At 55.1% G+C, this 18,600-nt stretch carries 14 protein-coding genes and 2 tRNA genes; 7 read left to right on the top strand and 9 right to left on the bottom strand.

Annotation, left to right across the window (positions count from 1 at the left end; translation table 11 throughout):
* Nucleotides 1-64 precede the first annotated feature (64 nt).
* Nucleotides 65-478, top strand: a complete 414-nt coding sequence (gene hns / locus AC4OVU_RS12295) for a histone-like nucleoid-structuring protein H-NS (protein WP_003856724.1) — start codon at nt 65-67, stop codon at nt 476-478.
* 202 nt (nt 479-680) lie between these two features.
* On the opposite strand, the gene galU is transcribed toward hns, so the two are convergent.
* The 3 genes from galU to rssA all read right to left on the bottom strand — a co-directional run bounded on the left by galU (nt 681) and on the right by rssA (nt 3,791).
* Complete coding sequence (gene galU / locus AC4OVU_RS12300; protein ID WP_003856723.1) at nt 681-1,586, bottom strand: UTP--glucose-1-phosphate uridylyltransferase GalU; 906 nt, start codon at nt 1,584-1,586, stop codon at nt 681-683.
* Nucleotides 1,587-1,785: 199 nt separating this feature from the next.
* Entirely contained in the window at nt 1,786-2,799 is a 1,014-nt protein-coding gene (gene rssB / locus AC4OVU_RS12305) for a two-component system response regulator RssB (RefSeq protein WP_003856721.1), read from the bottom strand.
* An 89-nt stretch (nt 2,800-2,888) separates the two neighbouring features.
* Nucleotides 2,889-3,791: a patatin-like phospholipase RssA gene (gene rssA / locus AC4OVU_RS12310; RefSeq protein WP_023303848.1), complete on the bottom strand. Its 903-nt coding sequence runs from the start codon at nt 3,789-3,791 to the stop codon at nt 2,889-2,891.
* Nucleotides 3,792-3,904: 113 nt separating this feature from the next.
* On the opposite strand from rssA, the gene AC4OVU_RS12315 reads away from it, so the two are divergent.
* The 4 genes from AC4OVU_RS12315 (at nt 3,905) to AC4OVU_RS12330 (ending at nt 5,614) form a co-directional block, all read left to right on the top strand.
* Nucleotides 3,905-4,369, top strand: a complete 465-nt coding sequence (locus tag AC4OVU_RS12315; protein WP_032673872.1) for a YchJ family protein — start codon at nt 3,905-3,907, stop codon at nt 4,367-4,369.
* Between the two features lie 41 nt (nt 4,370-4,410).
* Nucleotides 4,411-5,253 (top strand): formyltetrahydrofolate deformylase, encoded by an 843-nt coding sequence (gene purU / locus AC4OVU_RS12320; protein ID WP_003856715.1) that lies wholly within the window; start codon nt 4,411-4,413, stop codon nt 5,251-5,253.
* A 157-nt stretch (nt 5,254-5,410) separates the two neighbouring features.
* Nucleotides 5,411-5,495: transfer RNA gene (locus AC4OVU_RS12325), tRNA-Tyr, on the top strand.
* 34 nt (nt 5,496-5,529) lie between these two features.
* A tRNA-Tyr gene (locus AC4OVU_RS12330) sits at nt 5,530-5,614 on the top strand.
* A 225-nt stretch (nt 5,615-5,839) separates the two neighbouring features.
* Here AC4OVU_RS12330 and narI read toward each other — a convergent pair.
* From narI to AC4OVU_RS12355, 5 genes are all read right to left on the bottom strand, one after another.
* On the bottom strand, nt 5,840-6,517 hold the full coding sequence (gene narI / locus AC4OVU_RS12335) for a respiratory nitrate reductase subunit gamma (RefSeq protein WP_129541421.1): 678 nt from the start codon (nt 6,515-6,517) through the stop codon (nt 5,840-5,842).
* Entirely contained in the window at nt 6,517-7,227 is a 711-nt protein-coding gene (gene narJ / locus AC4OVU_RS12340) for a nitrate reductase molybdenum cofactor assembly chaperone (RefSeq protein WP_063931268.1), read from the bottom strand. The genes narI and narJ overlap by 1 nt, the downstream gene beginning before the upstream one ends.
* Nucleotides 7,224-8,759 carry a nitrate reductase subunit beta gene (narH, locus tag AC4OVU_RS12345; RefSeq protein ID WP_017384243.1) on the bottom strand — a complete coding sequence of 512 codons (1,536 nt, stop codon included), beginning with the start codon at nt 8,757-8,759 and terminating at the stop codon, nt 7,224-7,226. The genes narJ and narH overlap by 4 nt, the downstream gene beginning before the upstream one ends.
* Complete coding sequence (locus AC4OVU_RS12350; protein WP_193143540.1) at nt 8,756-12,499, bottom strand: nitrate reductase subunit alpha; 3,744 nt, start codon at nt 12,497-12,499, stop codon at nt 8,756-8,758. Before AC4OVU_RS12350 ends, narH begins: the two co-directional genes overlap by 4 nt.
* Nucleotides 12,500-12,880: 381 nt before the next feature.
* On the bottom strand, nt 12,881-14,278 hold the full coding sequence (locus tag AC4OVU_RS12355) for a NarK family nitrate/nitrite MFS transporter (RefSeq protein ID WP_017693303.1): 1,398 nt from the start codon (nt 14,276-14,278) through the stop codon (nt 12,881-12,883).
* Between the two features lie 309 nt (nt 14,279-14,587).
* Between AC4OVU_RS12355 and narX the strand changes: the two genes are divergently transcribed.
* On the top strand, nt 14,588-16,384 hold the full coding sequence (gene narX, locus AC4OVU_RS12360) for a nitrate/nitrite two-component system sensor histidine kinase NarX (protein WP_045335047.1): 1,797 nt from the start codon (nt 14,588-14,590) through the stop codon (nt 16,382-16,384).
* Nucleotides 16,377-17,027 carry a two-component system response regulator NarL gene (narL, locus tag AC4OVU_RS12365; RefSeq protein ID WP_003856701.1) on the top strand — a complete coding sequence of 217 codons (651 nt, stop codon included), beginning with the start codon at nt 16,377-16,379 and terminating at the stop codon, nt 17,025-17,027. Before narX ends, narL begins: the two co-directional genes overlap by 8 nt.
* 1 nt (nt 17,028) lies before the next feature.
* Here narL and AC4OVU_RS12370 read toward each other — a convergent pair whose 3' ends face one another.
* Nucleotides 17,029-18,447 carry a YchO/YchP family invasin gene (locus AC4OVU_RS12370; protein ID WP_017384247.1) on the bottom strand — a complete coding sequence of 473 codons (1,419 nt, stop codon included), beginning with the start codon at nt 18,445-18,447 and terminating at the stop codon, nt 17,029-17,031.
* Between the last annotated feature and the right edge of the window lie 153 nt (nt 18,448-18,600).

Consider the following 18,600-nt stretch of genomic DNA (forward strand, 5'->3'; position numbering starts at 1 on the left):
TGAAATTAAGGCTCTATTATTAGGACAACAAACCCACCCCCATTATAAGTTTGAGATTACTACAATGAGCGAAGCACTTAAAATTCTGAACAACATCCGTACTCTTCGTGCGCAGGCAAGAGAATGTACCCTTGAGACGCTTGAAGAAATGCTCGAAAAATTAGAAGTTGTAGTTAACGAACGTCGTGAAGAAGAAAGCGCTGCTGCGGCTGAAATCGAAGAACGTACACGTAAACTGCAACAGTATCGTGAAATGCTGATTGCCGATGGTATCGATCCAAACGAATTGCTGAACAGCATGGCTGCGGCTAAAACCGGTACCAAAGCAAAACGCGCGGCACGTCCTGCTAAATATAGCTACATCGATGAGAACGGCGAAGAGAAAACCTGGACCGGCCAGGGCCGTACTCCTGCTGTAATCAAGAAAGCAATGGACGAACAAGGTAAACAACTGGATGACTTCCTGATCAAGGATTAATCTGGAAAGATTCTGAAAAATCCCGCTTAATGCGGGATTTTTTATGCCTGTAATATTTGCCCGAACATCTCCTTACATTCTGTCATATTGTGAGGCTACCTATTTAACGTCCTTGACAATCCTCCGCCAATTACGGAGCGACAGGCATAAAAAAACCGGTGGGCATCGCTCCACCGGTCTTGTTCACTGGGCTGTGAGTTTATTACTTAATACCCACGCTACCTTTGAGCCAGGCTTTAAATTCTTCACCCAGGCTGTTATGGCGAATACCATATTCGACGAATGCCTGCATATAACCGAGCTTATTCCCGCAGTCATGGCTCTTACCTTTCATATGGTAGGCTTCCACGGTCTCTTTCTCGATCAGCATATCGATAGCATCCGTCAGCTGGATTTCATCGCCCGCACCCGGAGGCGTTTTCGCCAGCAGAGCCCAAATTTCAGCGCTCAGTACGTAACGACCAACGACAGCAAGGTTAGACGGCGCGACGTCCGCTTTAGGTTTTTCAACAACGCCAACCATCGGTACGCTTTCGCCAGGTTGCAGGTCAACGCCTTTGCAGTCAACCACGCCGTAAGCGGTCACGTCGTCGACTGGCTCAACCATAATCTGGCTGCTGCCGGTTTCGTCGAAGCGTTTAATCATTTCCGCCAGGTTTTCCTGGGAAAGATCGGACTCGTACTCATCAAGAATCACGTCAGGCAGAATAACCGCGACCGGCTCATCACCCACTACCGGGTGTGCACACAATACTGCGTGCCCCAGGCCTTTCGCCAGGCCCTGACGAACCTGCATAATGGTAACGTGTGGAGGGCAAATAGACTGCACTTCCTCCAGCAACTGGCGCTTAACGCGTTTTTCCAGCATTGCTTCGAGTTCGAAACTGGTATCGAAATGGTTTTCGATAGAGTTTTTAGATGAATGCGTCACCAGCACAATTTCGGTGATACCTGCTGCAATACATTCATTCACGACATACTGGATTAATGGCTTATCAACCAGAGGCAGCATCTCTTTTGGGATTGCCTTCGTCGCTGGCAACATCCTGGTACCCAATCCCGCCACCGGGATAACGGCCTTTCTGACTTTCGAATTAAGGGCAGCCATTGAAACTCTCCTGAACTGTTCAAGTTTTGAACTTTTATGCATTGAATAACGCGTTGAGTATACAGTCTCAGCCACTAATACGGGTCTGAAAAGAACGCGTTGCCGATCAATTAAGACAAATACGCATGAAACTTGCAGCGATAGTAGCACTGCCAGCAAAAACACAGGTAAAGCAATCTGAAAAATAAAATCTGACTGCTTACTCCGTGGACAACATTAAGCGTAACCGCCCTCCGGCACCCCAAATTTGGCACTGCCAGGAGGTGCAGCGATGGCTAATTTGATTAAGGTAAGTATTTCCCAGCGTACCCAACGGCACGCCGTTGCTCACCTGAATATGGTGTTCGCCAGTATTCAGCGTGGCATTTAAACCCGCAGAGACCAGAATAAGGTTATTCAACCCGCTGTGATAATAGCCAACCAGAAGCGGGAACTGCCCCGGCAAATTGGCCTGGCGAAAAAGTTGGTTGACCTGTTTTAGTAAACTGCCTAACTCAGGAAGTCGTTGCCCCTGATGGGATAATTGTTCCTGTAGCAATCCATTAAACAGCGCACGGAGTAATAAGGCCGCCAGAACGCCGTTATCTCCCGCCCGGGTAACATCCAGGCAATAAAAAGCGAGGTCAGAATCTGATAACGGCGCAATATCCAGCACCAGCCCAGGCTGGTCAGCCGCTACCAGCTGGCGATAATTTACTCTGCAATGAGAGATATTTTGCTGCACCGGCGGCTGAAGTTCCTGAAGCAGCTTCGCGGCCGCGAGCGGATTACTGACTAAAGCATCCCAGTCCTGGAAAAGACGTTCTTCTTCTTCCACCCGGGAATTAAACATATTGGGATACAGGCAGGCCAACACCGTTTCACGCAGACGGTTCAAATCTTTAACCGGTTTGAGCAGAATATCCTGCACACCTAAACGCAACGCCTTAGCAATATCCGCCATATTTTCGGTTGCCGAGATCACCAGTATCGGTGTCTGATAACCTTCATTACGCAGGTTTTCCACCAGCATTAATCCGTCCATGCGCGGCATTTCAAGGTCGCAGATCATCAGATCAGGCGCCATGCTGGCCATTTTTTCCAGTGCCTCGACGCCATCTTCGGCAAGGGACGTGGTTGCACCCAGTGAGGATAACCACGAATCCAGTAGCGATCGGAAAACGGGCTCGTCTTCTACTATCAAAATATGTTTTCCGGCCAATGGCTGTGTCATGGTTCCTCCCCTGGCTGACAGTTACTCAATAGTGGCATGCTATTGGTACTATCGCCTGTCAGATTTTGCTGAAGTAATCAAAAAAGTGCTCAACGTGCTGTACGCACAAAAGGCAACAGTTCATCTATTTTCTTTTCGACGGCTAACGAGCCCGCTGCTATGGCGGCCTCAGCCCGGTGGAAATCAAGGGTAGAGATTTGTGGACAATAGGGTTGAATAAGAATATCCGGAGGATCGCCAGCCATACGGTTTCGCTTCAGGCGATTCTCAAGGATTTGAATAGAGGTCGTCATGATTTCAATGGCGTTCGGCGCGGTCACCGCGCGACGGGCGGTCAGGCGCCCTATTCTGCCGCGTAATCGCGCATGCCAGGCAAGTTTCTCTTCTTCCGTGTCATCGCTCTGAAGATTAACCGGCATCAAATCCTGCTGCATAAGGTGTGCGTCGTGCTGTAAATCCACGGCAATAACGATATCCGCCCCCATGGCGCGCGTCAGAGAGACAGGGACAGGATTCACTACGCCCCCATCAACGAGCCAGTAGCCGTTGTGAGGCACAGGCGCCATTAACCCCGGCATGCTACAGGATGCACGAACGGCGAGATGTATATCCCCTTCAGTGAGCCATAACTCCCTGCCCGTACTGAGGTTGGTTGCAACGGCCCCGAAAGGCATTTGGCAGTGGCTGAAGTCAGCGAGGGGCATTATCTTACGAAACTGATTGAACACGCGTTCGCCGCGCAGCAGGCCGCCACGCTGCCAGGAGAGATCCATCAGGCGCAGCACATCCCAGTAACTGAAGGAGCGCACCCAGCTTTCAAGCTCCGGAAGCTTACCGCAGGCGTACGCGGATCCGACCAGCGACCCGATAGAACATCCTGCGACAATATCAACGTCAATCCCCATCTGGTTTAAGGTATTGATAACGCCAATATGTGACCAACCCCGGGCTGCACCTGAGCCCAACGCCAGTCCAATTTTTACCTTTCTCATTAGCCCTGTTTTACTTCCCCTGGATTCCCGACATAGCGTCAACGCACCTGCTCAGTTAACATATTGCTACCTTAAGCGTTTAACGCCTTATTTTTTGTTCCAGGAAGAGAATCGTGTCTCAACTCTGCCCCTGTGGTAGCGCTCTGGAGTATAGCCTATGTTGCCAGCGATATCTTTCTGGCGAGCAGGTTGCACCAGACCCGTCACACCTTATGCGCTCGCGGTATACTGCTTTTGTGATCAAAAACGCAGACTACCTGATTAAAACCTGGCATCCGTCCTGCCATGCTGCCGATTTTCGCCAAGAGATTGAAGCTGGTTTTGCCAACACCGTCTGGCTGGGCCTCACCGTCTTTGAAGCCGCTCCCGGCCGCGATGCCAACGAGGGCTATGTCAGTTTTGTCGCCCGCTTTAGCGAACAAAACAAACCCGGCGCCATCATTGAACGCTCACGGTTCTTAAAGGAGAGCGGGCAATGGTATTATATTGACGGCACACGTCCGCAATTCGGTCGTAACGATCCCTGCCCCTGTGGTTCAGGAAAAAAATTTAAAAAGTGTTGCGGCAGTAATGCCTGACAACTCAGACTTCGCAAATACATAAACAGGATTTCCCGGCGATGCAATCATTACAACGTAAAGTTCTGCGCACTATCTGTCCCGATCAAAAAGGGCTGATCGCACGAATTACCAACATTTGCTACAAGCATGAACTGAATATCGTGCAGAACAACGAGTTCGTTGACCACCGTACCGGTCGCTTCTTTATGCGTACCGAACTGGAAGGCATTTTCAACGACACAACCCTGCTTGCCGATCTGGACAGCGCCCTGCCGGAAGGCTCGGTGCGCGAGCTGAACCCGGCGGGCCGTCGCCGCATTGTCATTCTGGTCACCAAAGAGGCGCACTGCCTGGGCGATCTGCTGATGAAAGCTAACTACGGTGGCCTGGACGTCGAAATTGCCGCCGTCATTGGCAACCACGAGACGCTGCGTACGCTGGTAGAACGTTTCGACATTCCGTTTGAGCTAGTCAGTCACGAAGGCCATACCCGTGAAGAGCACGACAACCTGATGGCAGCTGCGATTGAAGCGCATAACCCGGACTACGTGGTGCTGGCGAAATATATGCGCGTGCTGACGCCATCCTTTGTGGCGCGCTTCCCGAACAAGATTATCAACATCCACCACTCCTTCCTGCCAGCCTTTATTGGCGCGCGTCCGTATCACCAGGCATACGAGCGTGGGGTGAAGATCATTGGCGCAACCGCGCACTACGTGAATGACAATCTGGACGAAGGTCCAATCATCATGCAGGACGTGATCCACGTGGATCACACCTATACGGCAGAAGATATGATGCGTGCTGGCCGTGACGTTGAGAAGAACGTACTGAGCCGTGCGCTGTATCAGGTACTTGCTCAGCGCGTCTTTGTGTACGGCAACAGAACGATTATTCTTTAATCCCTCGGAAAATGAATTGATTAGCTTTACGCCTTTACGGATAAAAAGCAGGCAAACAGCTTCATTTTCCTAAAGGAATGCTTTACAGGGGCGTCTCATTTGATATGATGCGCCCCGCTTCCAACAGGAAGCAGGCCAGTTAAAAGCATTACCCCGTGGTGGGGTTCCCGAGCGGCCAAAGGGAGCAGACTGTAAATCTGCCGTCATCGACTTCGAAGGTTCGAATCCTTCCCCCACCACCATCTCCAGCTTTACCTCAAAATATGAATTACCCCTGGTGGGGTTCCCGAGCGGCCAAAGGGAGCAGACTGTAAATCTGCCGTCATCGACTTCGAAGGTTCGAATCCTTCCCCCACCACCATCACTTCCAGATTCTTAAGCACTCACTCAAGCACAATACGCCATATTTATCGATGCCGGGAGTAATCCTTCCCTGCCTGTTTTCCCCGGTGGCGCTTCGCTTACCGGGGCTACAAATAGGGTCTGTAGGCCGGGTAAGGCGCAGCCGCCACCCGGCATCCGCACGCCCCCCTGGATCGGGGACAAAAAAAACCCCGCAAATGCGGGGTTGTATTAATACAGCGAATCAGCGACGGGCACGCACAATCTGATATTTGCGCGTCAGGTACTCCACCGGCGCACTCCAGATGTGCACCAGGCGAGAGAACGGGAACAGCACAAACAGGGTCATACCCAGCACCAGGTGAACGCGGAAGATGAACGCCACGCCGTCCAGATGCTCAGAAGCGCCCCCGCGGAAGGTCACGACAGACTGCGCCCATCTAACCAGCTTCATCATCTCGCTGCCGTCCATATGCTGCGCAGAGAATGGAATGGTCAGCAGACCAAGCGCACACTGCACCATCAGCAGGGAGAGGATCAGGATGTCCGCTCCGGTCGTGGTAGCCCGCACGCGTGGGCTGAACAGACGTCGTTTCAGCAGCAGCAGACCACCCACCAGGGTCATCACGCCACAGGCGCCGCCGGCAATCATCGCCATCTTCTGCTTCACGTCAATCGGCAGCCACGCTTCGTACATCCAGTGCGGGGTCAGCATCCCCAGGAAGTGGCCGGCGAAAATTCCCAAAATCCCGATGTGGAACAGGTTTGACGCCAGGTTCATCCCTTTACGATCCAGCATCTGGCTGGAGGCAGCACGCCAGGTGTACTGGCCATAGTCATAACGCAGCCAGCTTCCCACCAGGAATACGGTGCCCGCGATATACGGGTAAATGTCAAAGAAGAACATATTCAGGAAGTGCATTAGTGCTGTCCTCCGTTAGAGATATTCAAATATTGCGGAGCCACCGCTCCGGCAAAACGACGCTGATGCGCGGAGATTTCAGATTCGCCACAGCTCTGGTCAGCAAAGAATTTCACCTGCTCTTCTTCCCAGACGGCATCCAGTGCTTGTGGGGTATCGTCACGGGCTTCATCCGCAATTTTTTCCGCCACTTTTTGACTGTCAACCGAGGCGTTAGCCAGTTTCACCAGCAGATCGAACAGGACTGCATAGCTGCTCTCACGTTGCTGGAGACGCGCGCCGAGCAACGCCAGAATGGGAGCAATGTCCTGCAACCCGCCCAGCGCTTCCTCTTTCGGCAACTGCGCCAGATATTCCAGATACAGCGGCAGGTGATCCGGCAGCTCGCGGCTGTCAAGTTGCAAACCGTGCTGCTCGTACTGGGCCATCAGATCCACCATCGCCTGACCACGGTCGCGGGATTCACCGTGAACGTGTTCGAACAGCAGCAGAGACGTGGCACGGCCCCGGTCAAACAGCTGGCTGTAGTCCGCCTGCGCATCAAGAAGATCGCGTGCCAGCAGATCGCGGAGGAAAATGCCCAGCTTCTGGGCATCCTCTTTATCCAGGTTTTCAGATGACGCGAGTGCATCAAAGAGTTCCTGTTGATGCTGCACAAGCGCAGCATCAGGGTACTCGAGCAGACGCGAAACAATGACGAGTTCAATCATTGGTGCGGCTCCGTTTTGCTGGTCACATCCATCGCGTCAATGCGGCGGCTGTTGAACAGGTTGAATTTGCTGTCTGACCCGTGGCAACCGTCGCCAAAGGTAAAGCCACACCCACTTTTCTCCGGGAAGGCCTCGCGAGCCAGTTCACGGTGGCTGCTCGGCACCACGAAACGATCTTCGTAGTTAGCGATTGCCAGATAGCGGTACATCTCCTGCGCCTGCGCCTCGGTCAGGCCGACCTCCTCCAGCGCGCGGGTATCGTTAACGCCGTCAACGGTTTCCGCACGTTTGAAGTGACGCATCGCCAGCATACGTTTCAGAGCCAGCAGTACCGGCTGGGTATCCCCTGCGGTGAGCAGGTTGGCCAGATACTGAACCGGGATACGCAGGCTTTCCACGTCCGGCAGAATGCCGTTGCTGCCCAGTTCACCCGCGTCCGCCGCAGACTGAATCGGAGACAGCGGCGGCACGTACCAGACCATCGGCAGCGTGCGGTATTCCGGGTGCAGCGGCAGGGCCAGCTTCCAGTCCATCGCCATTTTGTACACCGGAGACTGCTGTGCGGCGTCAATCACGCTCTGCGGAATACCGTCTTTCAGCGCCTGCTCAATAACCTTCGGATCGTTTGGATCGAGGAAGACGTCCAGCTGACGCTGATACAGATCTTTCTCGTTCTCGGTGCTTGCGGCATTTTCAATCGCGTCCGCGTCGTACAGCAGCACGCCGAGGTAGCGGATACGACCTACGCAGCTTTCTGAGCAGACGGTCGGCATACCGGCTTCGATACGCGGGTAGCAGAAGATGCACTTCTCAGACTTACCGCTCTTCCAGTTGAAGTAGATTTTTTTGTACGGGCAGCCGGTGATGCACATACGCCAGCCGCGGCACTTGTCCTGGTCGATCAGCACAATGCCATCTTCTTCACGCTTGTAGATGGCGCCGCTTGGGCAGGTCGCCACGCACGCCGGGTTAAGGCAGTGTTCGCACAGGCGCGGCAGGTACATCATGAAGGTGTTTTCGAACTGGCCGTACATCGCCTTCTGCATGTTCTCGAAGTTCTGGTCTTTGGCGCGTTTTTCGAACTCGCCGCCCAGAATCTCTTCCCAGTTTGGACCGCTGGTAATTTTGTCCATGCGCTGGCCGGTGATCAGCGAGCGAGGACGGGCGATCGGCTGGTGTTTGCTTTCCGGCGCGTTGTGCAGGTTCTGGTAGTCGTAATCAAACGGCTCGTAGTAATCATCAATGCCCGGCAGATGCGGGTTAGCGAAGATTTTACCCAGCAGCATGGCACGGTTACCCATGCGCGGTTGCAGTTTGCCGTTGATTTTACGGATCCAGCCGCCCTTCCACTTCTCCTGATTTTCCCAGTCGGTCGGGAAGCCGGTGCCCGGCTTACTTTCCACGTTGTTGAACCAGGCGTACTCCATACCTTCACGGCTGGTCCAGACGTTTTTACAGGTGACTGAGCAGGTATGACAGCCGATGCATTTATCCAGATTCAGCACCATGCCGACTTGTGAACGAATTTTCATTTTACGCTCTCCTGTACCTGGTCATTACCTTCGCCATCTAACCAGTTAATATTCTTCATCTTACGTACCACCACGAACTCATCGCGGTTCGATCCTACGGTGCCGTAGTAATTAAAGCCGTAGGCCAGCTGGGCATAACCACCGATCATGTGGGTCGGCTTCGGCGTAATACGGGTCACGGAGTTGTGAATACCGCCGCGCTGCTCGGTGATCTCAGACCCCGGCAGGTTAACGATACGTTCCTGCGCGTGGTACATCATGGTCATCCCGGCCGGTACACGCTGGCTCACCACCGCACGTGCCGTCAGGGCGCCGTTGCTGTTGAACACTTCGATCCAGTCGTTATCTTCGATACCCAGATCTTTGGCGTCCGCTTCGCTCATCCAGACGATTGGCCCCCCGCGCGACAGCGTCAGCATCAGCAGGTTGTCGCTGTAGGTGGAGTGGATACCCCACTTCTGGTGCGGCGTCAGGAAGTTCAGCGCCTTCTCAGGGTTACCGTTCGATTTCGCGCCCATCACCGCTTTCACGGAGCGGGTGTCGATTGGCGGACGGTAAACCAGCAGGCTTTCACCGAAGTCACGCATCCACTGGTGATCCTGATACAGAGACTGACGGCCAGAAAGCGTGCGCCATGGGATCAGCTCGTGAACGTTGGTGTATCCGGCGTTATAGGACACATGTTCATCTTCGAGGCCAGACCAGGTCGGGCTGGAGATAATCTTGCGCGGCTGGGCCTGAATATCGCGGAAGCGGATTTTCTCTTCCTCTTTATTCTTCGCCAGGTGCGTGTGGTCACGACCGGTAAACTCGCTCAGGGCCGCCCAGGCTTTCACCGCCACGTGGCCGTTGGTTTCCGGGGCCAGGGTCAGGATCATCTCTGCCGCATCAATTGCCGTGTTCAGCATCGGCTGGCCTTTCGCCGGGCCGTCTGCTTTGGTGTAATTGAGCTTGCGCAGCAGATCCATTTCGCTCTGGGTGTTCCAGGCGATGCCTTTACCGCCGTTACCGATCTTCTCCATCAGCGGGCCGATAGAGGTAAAGCGTTCGTAAGTTGCCGGGTAATCACGTTCAACCGGAATAATGTGCGGCGCGGTTACGCCCGGGATCAGATCGCACTCGCCTTTTTTCCAGTCCTTCACGTCCAGCGGCTGAGCCAGTTCGGCAGCGGAGTCGTGCTGGATTGGCAGCGTCACCACGTCGGTCTCTTTGCCCAGGTGCCCTACACAGACTTCAGAGAATTTCTTCGCGATGTCTTTGTAAATTTCCCAGTCGCTTTTTGATTCCCACGCCGGGTCAACGGCCGCCGACAGCGGATGAATAAACGGATGCATATCCGACGTATTCATGTCGTCTTTTTCGTACCAGGTGGCAGTAGGCAGCACGATGTCGGAGTACAGGCAGGTACTGGACAGACGGAAGTCCAGCGTCACCACCAGATCCAGCTTGCCGTCGAGACCGTTGTCTTTCCACTCCACTTCTTCCGGCTTCACGCCGCCCTGCTTGCCGAGATCTTTACCCTGAATACCGTTTTCGGTACCGAGCAGGTATTTCAGCATGTACTCGTGGCCTTTACCGGAAGAACCCAGCAGGTTAGAGCGCCAGATGAACAGGTTACGCGGATGGTTTTTACCGTTCTCCGGCTGTTCTGCCGCGAAGCGGATTGAGCCGTCTTTGAGGGATTTAACGGTGTAGTCCACCGGTGACATGCCCGCCTGCTTCGCCGCTTCCGCAATAAGCAGCGGGTTCGTACCCAGCTGCGGCGCAGACGGCAGCCAGCCCATACGTTCAGCGCGCACGTTGAAGTCAATCAGGTGGCCGCTGTAGCGGGATTTATCCGCCATCGGCGAAAGCAGTTCCTGGGCGGTAACCGTCTCGTAGCGCCACTGGCTGGAGTGGTTATAGAAGTAGGAGGTGCTGTTCATGTGACGAGCCGGACGCTGCCAGTCAAGGGCAAACGCCAGCGGTTGCCAGCCGGTCTGCGGACGCAGTTTTTCCTGGCCCACGTAGTGCGCCCAGCCGCCGCCGCTCTGCCCGACGCAGCCGCAGAAGATCAGCATGTTGATCAGGCCGCGATAGTTCATATCGAGGTGATACCAGTGGTTCAGACCGGCACCGACGATGATCATGGAGCGACCGTGGGTTTTGTCGGCGTTTTCCGCAAATTCGCGGGCGATACGGGTGATCTGGGCGCGTGGCACACCGGTGATCTGCTCCGCCCAGGCTGGGGTATAAGCCTTCACGTCATCATAGCTGGTCGCGCAGTTTTCGTCGTTCAGGCCGCGCTCCAGGCCGTAGTTCGCCATGGTCAGATCGTAGACGGTAGTGACCAGAGCAGTAGAACCGTCCGCCAGTTGCAGGCGCTTCACCGGCAGCTTGTGCATCAGAACGTTTTGCAACTCAACCTTGTTGAAGTGCTCGGAACCTTCACCACCAAAGTACGGGAAGCCGACATCGGCGATCTCATCCTGGCTGCCCAGCATGCTGAGACGCAGCTCCGTCTCTTCACCCGTGGTGCCGTTACGCTGCTCCAGGTTCCATTTGCCTTTTTCGCCCCAGCGGAAGCCGATAGAACCGTTTGGCGCCACCAGCTCGCCGTTGCTGTTGCAGGCGACCGTTTTCCACTCCGGGTTGTTTTCCTGACCCAGTGCGTCCACCAGATCCGCGGCACGCAGCATACGGCCTGCGGCGTAATAGCCGTCACGCTCTTCGAGCATCACCAGCATTGGCATGTCGGTGTAGCGACGCACGTAATCGGTGAAATACTGGCTTGGCTTGTCGAGGTGGAATTCACGCAGCATGACGTGGCCCATCGCCAGCGCCATTGCGGCATCGGTACCCTGTTTCGGCGCCAGCCACAGGTCGCACAGTTTGGCGATTTCGGCGTAGTCCGGGGTCACGGCGACGGTTTTGGTCCCTTTGTAACGTACTTCGGTAAAGAAGTGCGCATCCGGGGTACGGGTCTGCGGAACGTTAGAGCCCCAGGCGATGATGTAGCTGGAGTTATACCAGTCGGCGGACTCCGGCACGTCGGTCTGCTCACCCCAGGTCTGAGGCGACGCTGGCGGCAGGTCGCAGTACCAGTCGTAGAAGCTCAGGCAGGTACCACCGATGAGTGACAGGTAGCGCGCGCCGGAGGCGTAAGAGACCATCGACATCGCCGGGATTGGCGAGAAGCCTGCCACACGGTCAGGACCGTAGGTTTTCACGGTGTAGACGTTGGAAGCCGCAATCAGCTCGTTCACCTCTTTCCAGGAAGAGCGAACGAAACCACCGCGACCACGCGCCTGCTTGAAGCTTTTCGCTTTGTCGGCATCTTCAATGATGGAGGCCCAGGCATCAACCGGATCGCTGTGCTGCACTTTCGCTTCACGCCACATTTTCATCAGGCGTTTACGCATCAGCGGGTATTTCAGACGGTTGGCGCTGTAGAGATACCAGGAGTAGCTGGCCCCACGCGGGCAGCCGCGCGGCTCGTGGTTCGGCATATCCGGACGGGTACGCGGATAATCGGTCTGCTGCATTTCCCAGGTCACCAGACCGTTTTTAACGAAAATCTTCCAGCTACATGAGCCAGTGCAGTTTACGCCGTGGGTAGAACGGACAACTTTGTCATGCTGCCAGCGTTGACGGTAACCGTCTTCCCAGTCCCGGTTGGTATCCAGAACCTGGCCGTGCCCATCGGCAAAAGTTTCACCCTTCAGTTTGAAGTAGCGAAACCGGTCCAAAAATTTGCTCATCGGGTATCTCCTGTGTGGAGCCTGTGGCTCTCTAAATCGACATTGCTGATTTGCAGCGAAGGTAACGCTATGAAAGATGGTGAGAATTGATAACGATCAAGACGAAGGGGGACTCTGAGGGGGGGTATTAGATCAAATACCACCAAAGCGGTAGCCGTTAATATTTTTTAACTTTATGATTTATATAGATATATTTTATTTATCGTACAATAAGCGAGGCAAAATTTAACATCTTAGGTATTAAGGGGTAGAAACACCTGTAAAGCGATGGCGATCACAGCGTTACCTGCGTATGACCACAGGAAAAGCTATTAGTATGTTGTAACTATTTAGCGATTAAAAAAAGCGCGGCACTCAGGCCGCGCAAACGGATAATCAAGCTTACTTGTTTTTCTTGGTATTACGGCCATATACCAGCCAGGTGATGACCACGCAGGCGATATAGAAGACGAGGAATATTTTCATCGCACCCGCCGGAGAGCCGGTCAGATCCAGTGAGATGCCGAACGCTTTTGGAATAAAGAAGCCGCCAATCGCGCCAATCGCAGAGATAAACCCAAGCGCCGCAGCGGTATCGGTGGCGGCTTCACGCATTGCCTGCTCGTCGCTCCCACCCTGCGCTTTGACGCGGTCCATGGTCAGCTTGCGGAAGATGACAGAGATCATCTGGAAAGTAGACGCACTGCCCAGCCCGGCGGTCAGGAACAGCACCATGAATACGCCAAAGAAGGCAAAGAAGTTACCCCCCTCACCACCCGCAGGCAGCGTCAGGAACAGCAGCGCACAGAAGATGGCCATCACAACAAAGTTCACCAGCGTAACGCGCGTTCCCCCCAGACGGTCGGAGATCATCCCGCCCAGCGAACGTGCCAGCGCGCCAATAAACGGACCGAAGAAGGCAAACTGAAGGATCTGCACGTCCGGGAACTGGGTTTTAGACAGCATGGCAAAGCCTGCGGAGAAACCGATGAACGAGCCGAAGGTCGCCAGATACAGCAGCGCCATCACCCACAGGTGGCCACGCTTCAGCACCGGCAGCTGCTCGCTCAGTGACGCTTTGGACGCGGACAGATCGTTCATGAAGAACCACGCCGCCAGGGTAAAGACCACCAGGAACGGTACCCAAATCCAGGAGGCGTTTTGCAGGAACAGCACGGAACCGTCGGGCTGCGTCACACCGCCGCCGCCAAAGGCCGCAAAGATGGAGACAGAGATCGCCAGCGGGGCAATCAGCTGCATCACGCTCACGCCCATATTACCGAGGCCGCCGTTAATGCCCAGCGCACCACCCTGCTTCGCTTTCGGGAAGAAGAAGCTGATGTTTGCCATACTGGACGCAAAGTTCGCCCCCGCAAAACCGCACAGCAGAGAGATAATCACGAATACGCTAAACGGTGTGGAGGTATCCTGCACCGCAAAACCGAGCCACACGCACGGTACGATCATGATCCCGGTACTGAAAGCCGTCCAGCGACGACCACCAAAGACCGGCACCATAAACGCGTAAGGAACGCGCAGCAGTGCGCCTGAAAGCGACGGCAACGCGGTCAACATAAACAGCTGATCGGTGGTAAAGGTAAAGCCCACTTTTGGAAGGTTAACCGCAACCGCACTAAACAACATCCAGACGCAAAACGCCAGTAACAGACATGGAACGGAAATCCACAGATTACGACTTGCTACACGGTGGCCGCGCTGTTGCCAGAACGCCGGATCCTCTGGACGCCAGTCTGTAATAACGGCACCAGTTTCCCTTTCGGGAGCGGAAGAGTGACTCATAGACACCTCTGATTCTCGAATGATGCTGCAAACATTAGGGCTTTAGAGCGGCGGTAAGTTGATATAAATCAAAGGAAAAGTGGGAGGTTTTGCGGCGAAAAAAAAGCCATCACTCTTAATGAGTAGATGCAAAACGTAAAAAAGGTGTGGTTTTTCACGGTGCTGACGCATCCCTGCTTCGTCCACCCACTAACCGTTACCCCTCTGGCAATTTAGAGGTAATCCTTTATTGGTATGGGTATACTCCAGGGTATGCACCAGAATAGCGCCATTCCTGCAATCAGGTCACGTCAGGAGCCCGGCAACTCTATGTTAAAAAGATGTTTATCTCCGCTGACGCTGGTTAACCAGCTGGCGCTTATTGTTCTGCTGTCCACCGCTATCGGCGTGACCGGCATGGCTATTTCTGGCTGGCTGGTACAGGGTGTACAGGGTAACGCGCATGCCATCAACGAGGCAGGCTCGCTACGTATGCAGAGTTACCGGCTGCTGGCGTCGGTGCCGCTGACGCAGGCTGACCAACCGCTTATCGACGAAATGGAGCGTACCGCATTCAGCCCTGAACTGGAAAGAGCCGCCATCCGTGACGGTCAGCAATCTCAGCTTAAGGCGCTTCAGGGCTACTGGCATACCCAGCTGGAGCCTGGGTTAAAACGGGCGGAAGACCGGGAAACGGTCGCCCGGGACGTTGCCGGGTTTGTGTCACGCATCGATCATCTTGTCTCCTCATTCGATCGCACCACAGAGTTACGCATTGACCGTGTGGTGATGGTTCACCGCGCAATGGCGCTGTTTATGGGTTTGCTGCTGATTTTCACGGTTATCTGGCTACGCGCGCGGTTGCTTAATCCCTGGAAACAGCTCCTGGCGATGGCCCGCGCCGTCACACAGCGCGATTTTACCCAGCGCACGCACATCAGCGGGCGCAACGAAATGGCGATGCTCGGCGAGGCGCTCAACACCATGTCGGCAGAGCTATCAGAAAGCTACGCGGTACTGGAACAACGCGTCCAGGAGAAAACCGCCGGGCTTGAGCAGAAAAACGAGATCCTCTCTTTCCTCTGGCAGGCGAACCGTCGCCTGCATATGCAGGTCCCGCTTTGCGAACGTCTCTCGCCGGTACTGAACGGCCTGCAAAATCTGACTCTGCTCCGCGATCTTGAGCTTCGGGTTTACGACGTTGAAGATGAGGAAAACCATCAGGAATTTACCTGTCAGTCGGATATCTCCTGCGACGATAAAGGGTGTCATCTGTGCCCGCGCGGCTTGCCGCCGCTTACCACCAGCGGCACGACCCTCAAGTGGCGGCTGATGGACAGCCATACCCAGTACGGTATTTTGCTGGCCACCCTGCCCGCCGGACGTCACCTGAGCCACGACCAGCAGCAGCTGGTCGATACGCTTGTTGAGCAGCTCACGGCCACGCTGGCGCTCGACCGCCACCAGGAGAAACAGCAGCAGCTGATCGTGATGGAGGAGCGTGCCACCATCGCCCGCGAGCTTCACGACTCCATCGCCCAGTCCCTCTCCTGCATGAAGATGCAGGTGAGCTGCCTGCAAATGCAGGATGAAGGCATGCCCGAGAGCAGCAAACAGCTGCTCAGTCAGATCCGCAACGAGCTTAACACCTCGTGGGTTCAGCTTCGCGAGCTGCTGACCACCTTCCGTTTGCAGCTCACCGAGCCGGGGCTGCGCCCTGCGCTGGAGTCCAGCTGTCAGGAGTTTAGCGCCCGGCTGGGCTTCCCGGTGAAGCTGGATTACCAGCTGCCACCGCGTTTTGTCCCCTCTCACCAGGCGATCCATTTGCTGCAAATTGCCCGCGAAGCCCTGAGCAACGTGCTCAAGCATGCCGAGGCGACGGCCGCCACGGTCACCGTCAGCTGCCAGGATAATCAGGTGAAGCTCAGGGTTCAGGATAACGGCCGCGGCGTGCCGGAAAATGCCGAACGAACGAACCACTATGGTTTAATTATTATGCGAGACCGCGCGCAAAGCCTGCGCGGTGATTGCCAGGTTCGCCGGGGAGAGTCAGGTGGCACCGAAGTTGTGGTCACCTTTATACCCGAAAAGCCCCTCATAACTGCTCAAGGAGAAAACCATGACTAATCAGGAACCGGCATCTATCCTGTTGATTGACGATCATCCGATGCTGCGCACTGGCGTTAAACAGCTTGTCAGCATGGCGCCAGATATCACCGTCGTCGGGGAAGCCAGTAACGGCGAACAGGGTATTGAACTTGCCGAATCGCTCGATCCTGATTTGATCTTGCTCGATCTCAACATGCCGGGCATGAATGGCCTGGAAACCCTCGACAAGCTGCGGGAGAAATCCCTCTCTGGCCGGGTGGTGGTCTTCAGCGTCTCAAACCATGAAGAAGACGTGGTCACCGCCCTCAAGCGAGGGGCAGACGGCTATCTGCTGAAAGATATGGAGCCGGAAGATCTGCTCAAGGCGCTGCAACAGGCTGCCGCAGGCGAGATGGTGCTGAGTGAAGCGTTAACGCCGGTACTGGCCGCCAGCCTGCGTGCGAACCGCGCCACGTCTGATCGTGACGTCAGCCAGTTGACCCCGCGTGAGCGTGACATTCTGAAGCTGATTGCCCAGGGGCTGCCGAACAAAATGATCGCCCGCCGTCTGGACATCACCGAGAGCACGGTCAAAGTGCATGTCAAACACATGCTGAAAAAAATGAAGTTAAAATCCCGCGTCGAAGCCGCCGTCTGGGTGCATCAGGAGCGCATTTTTTAACTTACTCATCCGGCAGCAACTTCCACCGTGGATCGTCGGCAGGCATTGCGACGAGCGGTTGCACCACGGAAAGCGTGATCTCATTGGAGGAGACACGCTGCCCATCCTTATCTTCCACCACGGCCGTAAGCCGCCATGTATTTTTCGCCCCTTCTGAATCATCCCATGCAGGCATGATCACACTCCAGCCATCGCTGCTGTTGCCGTTTGCCGGTGAGGTCAGGCTGAGCGCCTGGGTATCACCCAGCCAGTGGATCTGCCGGATACCGTGCGTGCTGCGAATTTGCAGCTTAAGCATCACCGTTTCGCCTGGCTTAAGATCCCACGGGGGCGTGGCCAGATATACCGAGAGGGTTTTGCGCTGACGGAATTCCATCACGGGCAGATTATCGCGATCGGGTGAATCATAGCGGCTGCCCCGCAGCGAGCGCGTCGCCGCCACTTCCCCGGCGGAAAGCTGTTTCGCCAGCGGCACGCCAAAACGATAGTTGAGCTTCAGCCCGAGGTTATTCTGGCTAACGCCGCTCTCCCCCTGCTTATGGGCAGCCGTCAGGGTGACCAGCGGTACGGGGGTATAGTTCAGCCCCAGGTTGACCGCAACCGGGTTGTGATACCCCGTACCGCTGTTAAACAGATCGACGTTATCGCCAAAATACTGTTCAAAGCTGACGCTGGTGTTCAGGTGGTGAAACCAGGGAAGCCAGGCTTTGGCCGTTACGTCGTATCCGCGCGCCATGCGCTGCTCGCGGATGTCGGAACGCGGCTGCCAGCCAGCGAACGGCTGGTAGTAATTGGCCGACAGGCGCAGGTTTTCACCCCACGCCTCTGCGCCCAGCCCGGCACGTTGCAGGTTGTCTTCCAGCAGGTTGTCGTAAAAAGTGTTGTAGCCCAGCAGCCAGTTTCCGGCAACCCAGCGCTGACCTGCCCCGACGTTACTCACCAGCCCGTCTGTCTGCTGCGTCAGCCCAAGCTGGCTCCAGCTCAGATAGCGGGTGTTGTCGTTCCAGGGGATAAACCAGCTTCCGCTGCTGCCGTTAAAGTTGCCGTCGTCATCCACCAGCACATTGACGTTGGCGTTTCCCCAGGGTGAAAGCCAGGATTCAATCTGCTCGTTGACTTCCCCGCTCACGGCATCCCGCACCTTGCCAAACGCGAACTGTCGCGCCTGCTGCCCGGCCGTCAGGCCGTTATCGGTCATACTGGCTTCACCGAAGGCCTTAGCCATTTCAGCCAGATGCTTTTCGCCTTCGCTGGTCGGTTGCGCCATGCCGAGATCCGGCAGACTATCGCCGTTGTTATCAAACGGATTTTGCGCCTGCTGCACGAAGGATTTCGGCGCACCATGAACGGCTCCAGCCGTAAAAAGGGGGAGTAACAGCAAAAAACGGATGCGGGACGATACAGCCTTCAACGTCGTCAATCAGAACCTGTGTTTATGAACAAACACTTATTATGTTAACGCCATAAGCCCTGAAAACCAGTCTTAAGAGAAATTTCAGGAATATCCTGAAAAGATTTGTCGGGTGGCGGCTTCCCCTTACCCGACCTACAAATTCGTACCGGTGCGAAGCCG

This window comes from Enterobacter sp. 6722112 (assembly GCF_058661685.1).

Excerpts from the sequence above, each read along its gene's own strand:
- hns (WP_003856724.1), top strand. The coding sequence starts at position 65 with ATGAGCGAAGCACTTAAAATTCTGAACAACATCCGTACTCTTCGTGCG.
- galU (WP_003856723.1), bottom strand. The coding sequence starts at position 1,586 with ATGGCTGCCCTTAATTCGAAAGTCAGAAAGGCCGTTATCCCGGTGGCG.
- rssB (WP_003856721.1), bottom strand. The coding sequence starts at position 2,799 with ATGACACAGCCATTGGCCGGAAAACATATTTTGATAGTAGAAGACGAG.
- rssA (WP_023303848.1), bottom strand. The coding sequence starts at position 3,791 with ATGAGAAAGGTAAAAATTGGACTGGCGTTGGGCTCAGGTGCAGCCCGG.
- purU (WP_003856715.1), top strand. The coding sequence starts at position 4,411 with ATGCAATCATTACAACGTAAAGTTCTGCGCACTATCTGTCCCGATCAA.
- narI (WP_129541421.1), bottom strand. The coding sequence starts at position 6,517 with ATGCACTTCCTGAATATGTTCTTCTTTGACATTTACCCGTATATCGCG.
- narJ (WP_063931268.1), bottom strand. The coding sequence starts at position 7,227 with ATGATTGAACTCGTCATTGTTTCGCGTCTGCTCGAGTACCCTGATGCT.
- narH (WP_017384243.1), bottom strand. The coding sequence starts at position 8,759 with ATGAAAATTCGTTCACAAGTCGGCATGGTGCTGAATCTGGATAAATGC.
- AC4OVU_RS12350 (WP_193143540.1), bottom strand. The coding sequence starts at position 12,499 with ATGAGCAAATTTTTGGACCGGTTTCGCTACTTCAAACTGAAGGGTGAA.
- AC4OVU_RS12355 (WP_017693303.1), bottom strand. The coding sequence starts at position 14,278 with ATGAGTCACTCTTCCGCTCCCGAAAGGGAAACTGGTGCCGTTATTACA.
- narX (WP_045335047.1), top strand. The coding sequence starts at position 14,588 with ATGTTAAAAAGATGTTTATCTCCGCTGACGCTGGTTAACCAGCTGGCG.
- narL (WP_003856701.1), top strand. The coding sequence starts at position 16,377 with ATGACTAATCAGGAACCGGCATCTATCCTGTTGATTGACGATCATCCG.